Source organism: Lutibacter sp. A80 (assembly GCF_022429645.1).
Classification (GTDB): domain Bacteria; phylum Bacteroidota; class Bacteroidia; order Flavobacteriales; family Flavobacteriaceae; genus Lutibacter.
In genome coordinates, this window is record NZ_CP092480.1 from 1965498 (window position 1) to 1978529 (window position 13032).

Consider the following 13032-nt stretch of genomic DNA (forward strand, 5'->3'; position numbering starts at 1 on the left):
ATAAACTTTCTAAAACGTCTTTATTAATTTTTAAGCCACAAAAAAACTCCTTAAATTGCTTTAAGGAGTTTTTAAAATTTATTTAAAATTTTCTATTTGTAAACTTCTTTTACAAAGTCTTCGTAATTCATTTCTTTTACTTTGAAAGTAATTTTTTCTTTATAGAAAGCTAATAATTTTTGACTTACTAATTGTTCTTGTAAACGTTTAGCTTCATCTTGATTACTTAATACACGTTGTACAATATCATCCAATTCTTTTTCTTCTGGATTTAATTGTCCGTATTGAGCCATTTGCGCTTTTACAAAACCTTTAGTAAAGTCTTTTAACTCTTCAAAATCAAGTTTTATATCGTTATCTTTTAATACTTTTCCTTCAATTAATTGGTAACGTAAACCTTTTTCAGATTTTTCGTATTCTTCAGCAGCCTGTTCAGCAGAAATTGGTTTTTCACCAGCAACAGCTAACCATTTTTTCAAAAATTCTGCAGGTAAATCGAATTTAGTATTTTCTACTAAATATTCTGTTACTGCATTTAATAATTGTTGATCTGCTTGTGTTTGGAATTGCTTTTCAGCATCTTCTTTTATTTTTTCTCTAAGTTCTTCTTCAGATTTTACAACATCTGGTCCAAAAACTTTATCAAATAATTCTTGATTAACTTCAGCAAGTTCAGTTACATTAATTTCTTCAATAGTAAATGTTAATGGAATATCTAAATCGTGAATTTCATCGTGACCAACACCTAAAGCACCCATTAATTTATGCTCATCATCAAATAAACCTTTTGATTTTACTTCAATAACATCTCCAACTTTAGCACCTATAAATTTCTTTTGATTTACTTTTCCTTTAATTGAAGCTAATTCAATTGTAGATTTTTTATCAATTCCTTTATCTTCATTAGCAAAAGTACCTGCAATATTAACACCTTCTTCTACTACTTCTTTAGGAATAATTTTTCCAAAACGTTTTTGGATATTTTCAACTTCTTTATCTAACAATTCATTATCTGCAACAATATTGTATTGTGTAATTTTATTTTTTGCTTCTAAATCCACATCAAATTCAGGAGCCAAACCTAATTCAAATTCGAATGAATAGTCTTCTTTATCCCAATTAAAATCTTCTTGCATTTTAGGTAATGGATTTCCTAAAATATCTAATTTTTCTTCAACTAAATAATTGTTTAAAGATTCTTGAAGTAATTTATTAACCTCATCAATCATTACAGATTTTCCATATTGTTTTTTTACCATTCCCATTGGCACATGACCTTTTCTAAATCCTGGAATGTCAGCTTTTTGACGGTAATCTTGTAAAATCTTTTCTACTTTATCTTGGTAATCAGCAGCTGAAATTTCAACCTTTACTACTGCATTTAATGCATCAACACTTTCTTTTGTAATATTCATTTTATGTTGTTTTTATCTAAAATCATTCAAAATTGGGTGCAAAAGTACTACTTTTTGCTTACTTGACAAATATTTAACCCGTTCAAATTCAACTATTTTTGTTTATCTTCTTCTAAAAAAGAGTACAATACCGATTGGAATATTGATAATAGCACACTAAATAATAATGCTATCCAAAATCCTGAAACCGAAAATCCGCTTACAAAATAATCTGCTAGTAAAATAATTACTGCATTTATTACCAATAAAAAGAGTCCGAGTGTTACAATGGTAGCGGGTAATGTAAAAAATATTAATAATGGTTTTACTGTTACGCGTAATAATCCTAAAACTACAGCTACTACTATTGCACTTGTATATCCTTGTATTTGAACGCCTGGTAAAAAGCTTGCTAAAACTACAACAGCAATTGCAGTTAAAAGTATTCTTAAAATTAATTTCATATTTATAACTATTTTATAATGAACTATAAATTTAACTATAATTGTGCCAATTACTGAATTAGCTTAAAAAGCTGACAACTTCACTATAAAATTGCTTAGGATTTTCTGCGTGTAGCCAATGTCCTGCATTTTTGACAGTTACAATTTTTGAATTTGGAAAATGAGCTTCAATTAAACCTACTTCATTTTCGGTAATATAATCAGATTTTTCTCCTTTTAAAAATAAGGTTTCACCTTCAAAATGTGTAAATGATGGTAAAGCAGCGCCAACTTCATCGTTATTTTCAGTTAAACTATGTAAATTAAACCTAAAACCCAATTGATCTTTTGTTTTACGATGAACATTTTTAAGCATAAATTGAAGAATTCCAGTATCTTGAATATATATTTTCAAAACATCTTCTACTTCTTTTCTTGTATTTTGAATTTCAAAATTTACAGCATTTAATGCAGCCAAAATAGGTTGATGATGCGGCTTATAATATCTTGGACTTATATCTGCAACTATTAATTTACTTACAAAATCTGGGTAAGTAACCGCAAAAAGCATTGCTACCTTCCCTCCCATTGAATGGCCTAATAAACAAACTTTATCTAAATTAAAATGTTGAATATAGTTGTACAAATCTTCTACCAACAACTCATAATCAAAATCATCCGTATGAAAACTTCTTCCATGATTACGTTGATCTATTAAATGAACTTCATAATCTTTAGAAAACAAATTTGCCAAAGATTTCCAGTTGTCACCCATTCCAAAATACCCATGCAAAATAAGTAAAGGAGTTCCTTCTCCTAATATTTTTGAATGTAATATCATGTTCATTTTTCGTTTTTAATTATTAACTTTTAAATTAACGCCTGCCTTTAAACTTTTAACTTATACTTATACATATTTATAACATTTTCCAATCCCAAATAAAGTGATTCGGTAATTAATGCATGACCTATAGAAACCTCTAATAGATTAGGTATATTTTCAGCAAAATATTTAATATTATTTAAACTTAAATCGTGTCCAGCATTAATTCCTAAGCCAAGTTCAGTAGCTAGTTCTGCACTTTTAGTATATGGAATTATGGCATCTTTATTTCCTAATTCATATTGCGTAGCAAAATCTTCGGTATACAATTCAATTCTATCTGCTCCAGTTTTTGCGGCAGCCTCAATTAATTTGAAATCTGTATCTATAAAAACAGAAGTTCTAATCCCTTTAGATTTAAATTCTGAAATAACTTCTTGTAAAAAATCTTGATGTTTAATGGTATCCCAACCAGCATTAGAAGTTACAGCATCTACTGCATCTGGCACTAAAGTAACTTGTGTTGGACGAATTTCCAATACCATATCCATAAATTTCTTAATTGGATTTCCTTCAATATTAAATTCGGTAGTTACAATTTCTTTTAAATCGTACGCATCTTTATAACGAATATGACGCTCATCTGGCCTTGGATGAATTGTAATCCCCTCTGCTCCAAAATCTTGAATATCAGATGATACTTTTACTACATTTGGAAAATCTCCACCTCTAGAATTACGTAAAGTTGCAATTTTGTTTACGTTTACACTTAATTTTGTCATTGCTAAAATCTTTAAAATTAAAAAGCAAAGCAAATTTACAAACTAATAGCTATTAAACCTTAAAATGTTACACTTAAATAAATTGTTATTGTTTGGTATTTTAAAATACTGGCATAACATTTAATTTACACCTAATTTTAAATTAATTTGGTATAAGAATGTATTTTTGGATTTATTTTTGATTTATTTGTATAATAATAGCAAACACAATATGGAAACGGCCCCTTTTATACTAAAAAAAATTAAACCTTTTACACTTGAAAGCAAGGTAGAAGCTGTAAAATTATTTTTTAAAGAAACTGCTTTTTCTCATTTTCCAATTGTAAATAATAATGAACTTATTGGTTTAATTTCTAAAATTGATATTGATGAAGTTGATGCCAACGAAAAAAAATTAGAAGATTTTAGCTATTTAATAAATTTATTTTTTGTTGAACAATCAGAAAATTTACTAGAAATTATTAAAGCTTTTGCGGCAAACGAAGCAAATATAGTTCCTGTAATTAAAAAAGACCATACTTACATAGGTTATTTAGATTTAATAGACATTTTACATGTTTACAACCAAACACCTTTTTTAAATAACGAAGGTGTTGTATTGCAATTAGAAAAAGAAATTCAAGATTTTTCATTTACTCAAGTTTCACAAATTGTAGAAACTAATAATGGTAAAATATCTGGTCTCTTTATTTCAGAAACATCGGGTGCATTTGTTAAAATTACACTTAAATTTAGCGCACAAGATATTAATGAAATTATACAAGCATTTAGACGCTATAATTACACAGTTTTATCAAAACATAAAGAAGATTTTTATTTAGAGGAACTTAAAGAAAGGTCAGATTACTTACAAAAATACTTAAATATTTAAGAATGAAAGTAGCAATTTACGGTCAGTATTTTAAAATTGAAGATAGTACTTATGTAGAGAATTTATTTCAAATATTAACCTCTAATAATATAGATTTTGTAATTGAATTAAAATATTACAAATCCCTTAAAAAACATCTGAACATAAAAAAGTATAAAACTTTTACATCTTATAAAGAATTAGACAACACATTTAATTTTATGTTTACCATTGGTGGAGATGGAACAATTTTAAGAGCTGTTACTTTTATAAGAGCCTCAAATATTCCAATTGTTGGTATAAATACAGGTAGATTAGGGTTTTTGGCAACCGTACAAAAAGAAAATATCTTAAATGCGGTAAATTTACTTCTAAAAAAAGAGTACAAATTAAAAGAACGTTCTCTATTAAGCATTACAACATTTCCCGAAGTAGATGGTTTAAATACGTTAAATTTTGCTTTAAATGAAGTTTCAGTAAACAGAAAAAATACCGCTTCTATGATTACTATTAAAACGTATTTAGATGATGAGTTTTTAAACTCTTATTGGGCAGATGGATTAATTATTGCAACACCTACAGGTTCTACTGGGTATTCATTAAGTTGTGGTGGACCAATTATAACACCGCAAGCCAAAAGTTTTGTACTTACACCAATTGCACCACACAATTTAAATGCAAGACCTTTAGTTATACCAGATGATACAAAAATAACATTTACAGTTAGCGGAAGAGAAGATCATTTCTTTTTATCTTTAGATTCTAGAATTAAAACCATAGACAACAATACCGAAATAACGGTTAAAAAGGCAAATTTTAACTTAAAAGTAGTACAGTTTAAAGATCAAACATTTATTAAAACCCTTAGAGAAAAACTACTTTGGGGACAAGATACTAGGAATTAATTCTTCTATGTATACCTAATTGGCATCTAAAAAATTATTTCTAAAAACTTTAAGATATTAAACACTCGTTTTTAGCGAATAAATATTAATAATATTTAAAAAACAAATTTAAATTTTTTACCAAAATTAGAGAATACTTTACACTTTATCAGTTAATTAACCTTATATACACAAAACCTTTCCTTTATTTTTAAAGGTGACTTAATAACGTCTAAAAATTACATTTACTATTCAAAATTAAAGAATAAACAATGTATGTGTTTTTATTGAGTTAAATATTATTTCTTAAGTAAGGTATAAACTTCAACAATATTTTTAAGTATAAACAGTTTATCAAAAAAGACATTGTTAAACTTCTAAAAGCAAGTATATTTATTTATATTTGCACGCTATTTTATATTATGAAACATAATATTTTACTTATTACATTTATCTGTATCACAACAACTTCCATTTCTCAAATTCATGAAATTGGGATAATGGCTGGTGGAAGTAATTATATTGGAGATATAGGATCTGAAAAATACATCAATCCAAATAAGTTAATGGGTGGTTTAATTTATAAATGGAATGTAAACCCACGAATTTCCTACAGAGGTACTTTTACTTTTTCGCAACTAGAAGCCAACGATAAAAATTCCTCTAACATAGCACGTTACAACAGAGGTATTAAATTTACAAATAGCGTAAAAGAACTAGCAATAGGACTAGAATTCAACTATTTCGAATATAATTTAGACGATTTTAAAAAAACTAAAACGCCTTATTTATTAGTTGAAATTGCTGCTTTTAACTACAAAACAATAGTAGATGGCACTGATGATTCTAATTATGAATATGATTCAAACACCTCTTTCGCTATTCCTTTTGGAGTTGGCTATAAAACAAAATTATTTGGAGATTTTGCAATGGCTATAGAATTAAGAGCTCGTTATACTTTTGTAGATAATATAGATTATAATAATAATGAAATAAAATCATTGCAATTTGGAAATCCAGATAGTAATGACTGGTATATTTTTAGTGGTATTAATTTAGTGTATACTTTTGGAAGACCACCTTGTTACGCAACACCCTATTAATATTAATGGAAGCATTAAAAAACAACATATTAAAAAATAAAGTCCCAGAGCATGTAGCTATAATTATGGATGGTAACGGCAGATGGGCAAAACTTAAAAATAAACCGCGCGTTTTTGGACATAAAAATGGTGTAAATTCTGTACGAGAAACTATAGAAGCTTGTGGAGAAATAGGTGTTAAATATTTAACTTTATACGCCTTTTCTACCGAAAACTGGAAACGTCCAAAATTAGAAGTAAAAACATTAATGGCTTTATTGGTTTCTTCACTAAAAAAAGAATTAAAAATACTTCAAAAAAACAATATCAAATTAAACACTATTGGTAATTTAAATGATTTACCAGGAAATGCTCAAAAAGAGCTAACTGAAGTAATAGAAAAAACCAAAAACAACACTGCCTTAACCTTAACCTTAGCCTTAAGCTATGGATCAAGGGATGAAATTGTTAATGTTATCAAAAATATATCAAAAAAAGTTGTTAATAATGAACTTGCTATTGAAGAAATTGACGAAAATATTATAAATAATCATTTATATACGTTTTCTTTGCCTGATGTTGACTTTTTAATAAGAACAAGTGGAGAAAAAAGAATTAGCAATTTTTTATTATGGCAAATAGCATACGCCGAACTGTATTTTACAAATACACTTTGGCCTGATTTTAAAAAAGAAAATCTGTTTAATGCAGTTATAGAATATCAAAATAGAGAACGAAGGTTTGGAAAAACCAGTGAACAAATTATAAAAATAAATGAATAATTTAAAAATAGCCCTTTTACTTTTTACCGTTATTTTAAGTTTAAACTCGCTAAGTGCGCAAGAAGAACAAAATGTTAACGCTAAAAATGTTGAAACAAAAAATAGTGAAATTACAAATAGCACTATTAAAAAAGACACCACTTCTACTGATACATCGAACACAAATTATGTAAAAGATAGTTCTTATGAACTAGGAGGAATCACTGTTAAAGGGCTTCAAAAATTTGAAGAACAAACCGTAAAAGTTTTCACTGGATTAAAAGTAGGTCAAGAAATTAAACTTCCTGGAGATAAATTAACAAGTGCCATAAAAAAACTATACGAAACAAAACAGTTTAGCAATGTTGAAGTATATGTTTCAAAAATAGACGGAACCACCGTATATTTAGAATTTGAAGTTGAAGAACTACCACAACTTAACAATATTACAATTACTGGTGTAAAAACTAATAAAGCAAAAGAACTACAAAAAGATGCCGAATTAAAAAGAGGTGCTATGGTAACAGACAACTTATTGGTTACCACAACAAATTATTTTAAAAAGAAATACCAAGAAAAAGGATTCTTAAAAACCAAAGTTTCTTTAGATACAAAAAAAGACACATCAGATGTAAACATAGTTAATATGTTGGTTCATATTGACAAGGGTGAAAAAGTAAAAATTAAGAACATTAATTTTGAAGGTAATGAAGCTTTAAGTGATAAAAAGCTTAGAAAAGCAATGAAAAATACCAAAAAGAAAATGCTTGGTAGATTTTGGAAAGGATCTAAATATATAGATGCCGATTTTAAAGAAGATTTAGAAAACATTATAAATACCTACAGCGAAAGAGGACATAGAGATGCTAGAATTTTAGACCACTCACTTACTTGGAACGATGATAATACATTAAACCTAAACCTTAAAATTGAAGAAGGTAAAAAATATATTTTTGGAGATATTAAATTTATTGGGAACAGTAAATACACAGATGCACAATTACAACGTGTTTTAAGAATTGAAAAAGGAGATACTTACAATGGTAAGTTATTAAAAGAACGTGTTACAGGTGATGGCTCTCCAGACTCTCAAGACATTGCTACAGAATACCAAAATAACGGATATTTATTTTCGCGTGTAATGCCTGTTGAAACAAGAGTAAACAACGATTCTATTGATGTAGAAATTAGAATTTACGAAGACCAAATTACAAAAATTAACAAAGTAACAGTTAACGGTAACGATAGAACAAACGACCACGTAATTTTTAGAGAAATAAGTACAAAACCTGGATATTTATATAGTAAAGCTGATATTATTAGAACTATTAGAGAAATTGGTCAATTAGGCTTTTTTGATGCCGAGGCAATTACTCCAGATATTTCTCCAAACCATACAGACAAAACTGTAGATATAGATTATACAGTTGCCGAAAAAGGTTCTAGTCAAATAGAATTACAAGGTGGTTACGGTGGTGGCTCTTTTATTGGAACCTTAGGGCTTTCATTCAATAACTTTTCAACACGTAATATTTTCAATAAAAAAGCATATAAACCGCTTCCAATGGGAGACGGACAAACACTATCATTACGTTTACAAAAAAGTAGATACTATACAACTTCTAGTTTTTCTTTTACAGAACCTTGGTTAGGTGGTAAAAAGCCGAGATCACTATCTTTTTCTGTTTATAATTCTAAACAATTTAGATACGATTATTACTCTAATGATGTTGATAAAGATCAACGTTTAAATATTGTTGGAGCAACAGTTGGTTTAGGGCAACGTTTAAAATGGCCAGATGATTATTTTACACTATCGCAAAGTATTAGCTACCAATTATATGACCTTAAAGATTACGGAATGAGCATTGGTAACCTTACTTTAAGTAATGGTAATTTAAATAATTTAGCTTACAATATTACTCTTGGTAGAAATTCTGCAGGACCAAACCCAATATTTCCAAAAGGAGGTTCAGAATTTGCCATAGGAGCAAAATTAACAATTCCATACTCTTTATTAAATGATAAAGATTACGATTCTATGGAATTAGCAGAGAAATACAAATGGTTAGAATACTACAAAGCCTTTTTTAAAGGAAAATGGTATACTTCTTTAACTAAAGATGTTGTATTAATGTCTAATATAGAATTTGGATTTTTAGGAAACTACAACGATGAAGTTGGAGATTCACCTTTTGAGCGTTATTTTGTGGGTGGAGATGGAATGGCATCATACCAATTAGATGGTAGAGAAACAATTGCTTTAAGAGGTTATGAAAACGGACAACTATCTTCTATTGCAGGTGGAACAATTTATAATAAATTCCAAATGGAAGTTAGATACCCAATAACTCTAAAACCTTCTGCATCTATATACGCACTAGGATTTTTAGAAGCCGGTAACTCTTACGATGGCTTTAAAGAATTTAATCCTTTCCAACTAAAAAGATCTGCGGGTGTAGGTTTAAGAATTTTTATGCCAGCCTTTGGATTGCTTGGTATTGACTTTGCACACGGTTTCGATCCACTTCCTGGAGGAACAGAAAAATCGGGTTGGCAAACACACTTTATAATAGGACAGCAATTCTAAACTAAATCTCTTATATTTGTAAATGAATTATAAATTGGCACGGTTTTTTCTAAATACTTATTAGTTATGACAAAAAAAGTTCTTTTATTTGCATTTTTAATTATAGGGGTTTCTGCAATTGCTCAAAAAGCTCAAAGAATTGGATATATAGATATGGAGTATATTTTACAAAATATTCCAGAATATAGTGAAGCGCAATCTAAATTAAATTCAAAAGCCTTAACATGGCAACAAAATATTGAAAAAAAGCAAACAGAAATTGATGCTTTAAAAAATGAATTAAATATTGAAAAAGCTTTAATGACTAAAGAGTTAATTTTAGATAAAGAAGAAGATATCCAAATTAAAACTTTAGAGTTAAAAAAATTACAAGATTCCTATTTTGGAGTTGAAGGAGATTTATTTTTATTAAGACAACAATTGGTGCAACCAATTCAAGATTTAGTTTACAACGCAATTCAAGATATTGCAGTTAAAAGAAAATATGATTTTGTTTTAGATAAATCAACAGATTTAATAATGTTATATACAAATAAACAATATGATATTAGTGAATTGGTTATAAATAGTATTACTAGAGAGAAAAAAATAGAAGCTGTTAAACAAAAACAACAAGGTATTGACAGTAATATTGTAAACACTGAAACTGACAATCAAGAAGTTGAAGAAGTTGAAAAAGAATTAACTGAAAAAGAAGCTAAAAAAGCAGCACTTCAAAAAAAGATTGAAGAAAAAAGAGCTTTACAATTGCAAAAAAGAGAAGAACTAAAAAAAGCTATAGAAGCCAAAAGATTAAAAAGAATTCAAGATATTGAAGACGCAAAAAAAGCAAAAGAACAAGAAAAACAAGAAAATTAATTTAAACAACAAGAATAAAATGAAACAATTTAGAACTTTATTATTAATTGCCGTAATTACTTTAGGGTTTAACTCGGTTCAAGCTCAAACTAAAGTAGGACACATAAGTACTGATTTATTATTAAGTCTTATGCCAGAAACTAAAACTTTGAATGCAGATTTAGAAAAATTAAGTAAAACTTATGAATCTGAATTAAAAGCAGAAAATGATAAACTTGAAGCTAAATTAAAAAAATATGAAGCTGAAGTAGCTTCTCAAACTGATGAAGTAAATCAACAAAGAAGTGTAGAAGTTCAACAAGATAGACAAAACTTATACCAAGCTTCTCAAATTGCACAACAAGATATTGCAAAAAAAAGAGATGATAAATTAAAACCAATTTTAGAAAAAGCTAGAAAAGCAATTGAAGATGTAGCTAACGAACAAGGTTTTACATATGTTTTAGATGCTTCTAGTATTATTGTTGCTAATGGTACAGATTTATTACCTGCAGTAAAAGCTAAATTAGGTATTCAATAAAAAAATTACCTATAATTTAATAGGCTGTCTAGAAAGACTTGAAATACGTTATTCTGAACTTGGTTTAGAAACTCTTTATTGAGACCTGAATACATACAGGTAAACGAAAATTTCACTTTTTAGACAGCTTTTTTGTACATTTATAATTCACTTCATCATTTAATTTTTTTAATGTGAATAAACAACCTATTGGCTTATTTGATTCTGGTATTGGTGGTACTTCAATTTGGAAAGAGGTTATAGCACTACTACCCTATGAAAATACTATTTACTTGGCCGATAGTAAAAATGCTCCTTATGGAGAAAAAACTTCCGAAGAAATTCTTTCTTTAGCTATAAAAAATACAGAATTTTTAATTTCTAAAGGCTGTAAGCTTATTATTATTGCTTGTAATACTGCAACTACAAATGCTATAGATTATTTAAGAAAACACTATAAAATTCCATTTATAGGCATAGAACCTGCAATAAAGCCAGCTGCTTTGTACAGCAAAACTGGAGCCATTGGTATTTTAGCCACTAAAGGTACTTTATCTAGTAAATTATTTGAAAAAAAGGCTAAAGAATACACCAAAAAATTGACGATAATAGAACAAGAAGGTGCTGGTTTAGTTTCATTAATTGAATCTGGTAAAATAGATACTCCAGAAATTAATCAATTACTTGAAACCTATTTAAAACCAATGCTAAAATTTAATATTGACCATTTAGTTTTAGGATGCACACATTACCCCTACTTAATTCCAAAAATTAAAAAAATTATTGGGTCAAATGTAAATATAATTGACTCTGGAAAAGCAGTTGCAAAACAAACTAAAAATATATTAGAAAAAAATAATATATTAAATATCAAAAATTCAAATACTGTAACACATCTATTTTTTACAAATGGGAATAAAGAAATACTAGCTCAATTTACTCCCATAAAATCAATTTATACATTTTAGTTTTACACCGTTTTTAAAACATTTTATTGCTTTTCTAAGCTTATCGGTTAAGGTTCTAATAAAAACTATAAAACCTACTGTTATTTCCTCTTCTACGCTGTCTCAGTTCAAAGAAATCAAAAGAAATAAAGATTTCAAAATAATTATAAGCAATACCTGTTAGTTGTTTACTACTTATTTCAAAAGAATAATTAGCTCCTATTTCCATTTGATCTAGAAAAACACTTGCTGAAGCCCCAAAAGAAGTTAATGAAGCACCTTCATAATTATTAACATGTTGATTTATACCCAATGAAAAATCATCGAAAATGGCTTCTTGGTAAAAATCAAATCTAGACTTTGCTCCTTGTAGGGTAGCAGATCCATATAAAAACAAAAATGAATTTCGTGGTAAAAAGTCTCTTCTAAAAGGATTTAAATCAATTTCGTAAGCTCCTTGTAAAGAAATTAAAAGTTCTTTATTATCATCAGCTTCATCATTTAAAGAAATATTGGGTTGATTTAAATGTTTTAAATTTAATCCAAAAAACATATTTCTACTATTATGTATATGCGCACCTGCACCTAAATCGAAATAACTTACTCTATTATTCACATTTACTGGATCTATTGAAAATCCAGAAACATTCCCTGTTAAAATATCTACCTGATCTTCAAAAACCAGTGAAGAAAAATCTAATTTATTATTTCCATAGCCTAATGAAAGTGATGTATTTAAAACCCATTCGTACGATAAATTAGTTTTGTATATATAATGCAAATTTGCTTGTGTTGAAGTATAACCTAATGTAGAAATTTTAAAAAGATTTACATCTAAAGCTAAAGAGAAATTATAATCTTCAAAAAAAGTTGAACCATAAGCATAACTATTTTCAATATTACTATCATTATTTAATACTTTTTGAGTTGCATAAGAAACACCAATATGAGGTACCTCATCGAACCCATAAAAACTAGGGTTTAAACTTCCAAGTAATTTATTTTGATTTGAGTATATATACTCTTGACTATACATAGTTGTACTAATATAAAAGATAGTTATAATACTGTATATATATTTATTCATCATTAGGGTCTTTATTATTTATTTAAGAAATA

The 13032-nt window shown here is 27.8% G+C and carries 13 protein-coding genes; 8 read left to right on the plus strand and 5 right to left on the minus strand.

Annotated features, from left to right (window positions below; genetic code table 11):
• Positions 1-92 precede the first annotated feature (92 nt).
• From tig to MHL31_RS08380, 4 genes are all read right to left on the minus strand, one after another.
• Complete coding sequence (gene tig / locus MHL31_RS08365; RefSeq protein WP_240225479.1) at positions 93-1415, minus strand: trigger factor; 1323 nt, start codon at positions 1413-1415, stop codon at positions 93-95.
• Positions 1416-1507: 92 nt separating this feature from the next.
• On the minus strand, positions 1508-1858 hold the full coding sequence (locus tag MHL31_RS08370; RefSeq protein ID WP_240225480.1) for a phage holin family protein: 351 nt from the start codon (positions 1856-1858) through the stop codon (positions 1508-1510).
• Between the two features lie 58 nt (positions 1859-1916).
• Positions 1917-2678, minus strand: coding sequence for an alpha/beta fold hydrolase (locus MHL31_RS08375; protein ID WP_240228878.1), 762 nt, complete (start codon positions 2676-2678; stop codon positions 1917-1919).
• Between the two features lie 47 nt (positions 2679-2725).
• Entirely contained in the window at positions 2726-3442 is a 717-nt protein-coding gene (locus tag MHL31_RS08380) for a pyridoxine 5'-phosphate synthase (protein ID WP_240225481.1), read from the minus strand.
• A 211-nt stretch (positions 3443-3653) separates the two neighbouring features.
• On the opposite strand from MHL31_RS08380, the gene MHL31_RS08385 reads away from it, so the two are divergent.
• From MHL31_RS08385 to murI, 8 genes are all read left to right on the plus strand, one after another.
• The gene (locus MHL31_RS08385) at positions 3654-4313 is read left to right on the plus strand and encodes a CBS domain-containing protein (protein ID WP_240225482.1); all 660 of its coding nucleotides are present in this window, start codon (positions 3654-3656) and stop codon (positions 4311-4313) included.
• A gap of 2 nt (positions 4314-4315) precedes the next feature.
• Positions 4316-5197, plus strand: a complete 882-nt coding sequence (locus tag MHL31_RS08390) for an NAD kinase (RefSeq protein WP_240225483.1) — start codon at positions 4316-4318, stop codon at positions 5195-5197.
• 401 nt (positions 5198-5598) lie between these two features.
• A complete protein-coding gene (locus MHL31_RS08395) occupies positions 5599-6279 on the plus strand; it encodes a DUF6089 family protein (RefSeq protein ID WP_240225484.1) in 681 nt (226 codons plus the stop codon).
• A 5-nt stretch (positions 6280-6284) separates the two neighbouring features.
• On the plus strand, positions 6285-7040 hold the full coding sequence (locus MHL31_RS08400) for an isoprenyl transferase (protein WP_240225485.1): 756 nt from the start codon (positions 6285-6287) through the stop codon (positions 7038-7040).
• Positions 7033-9609: an outer membrane protein assembly factor BamA gene (gene bamA, locus MHL31_RS08405; RefSeq protein ID WP_240225486.1), complete on the plus strand. Its 2577-nt coding sequence runs from the start codon at positions 7033-7035 to the stop codon at positions 9607-9609. The genes MHL31_RS08400 and bamA overlap by 8 nt, the downstream gene beginning before the upstream one ends.
• Positions 9610-9675: 66 nt before the next feature.
• Positions 9676-10467: an OmpH family outer membrane protein gene (locus MHL31_RS08410; RefSeq protein WP_240225487.1), complete on the plus strand. Its 792-nt coding sequence runs from the start codon at positions 9676-9678 to the stop codon at positions 10465-10467.
• Between the two features lie 19 nt (positions 10468-10486).
• Entirely contained in the window at positions 10487-10987 is a 501-nt protein-coding gene (locus tag MHL31_RS08415; RefSeq protein ID WP_240225488.1) for an OmpH family outer membrane protein, read from the plus strand.
• A gap of 173 nt (positions 10988-11160) precedes the next feature.
• Positions 11161-11934, plus strand: a complete 774-nt coding sequence (gene murI / locus MHL31_RS08420; RefSeq protein ID WP_240225489.1) for a glutamate racemase — start codon at positions 11161-11163, stop codon at positions 11932-11934.
• Between the two features lie 55 nt (positions 11935-11989).
• On the opposite strand, the gene MHL31_RS08425 is transcribed toward murI, so the two are convergent.
• A complete protein-coding gene (locus MHL31_RS08425) occupies positions 11990-13000 on the minus strand; it encodes a type IX secretion system membrane protein PorP/SprF (protein ID WP_240225490.1) in 1011 nt (336 codons plus the stop codon).
• Positions 13001-13032 lie beyond the last annotated feature (32 nt).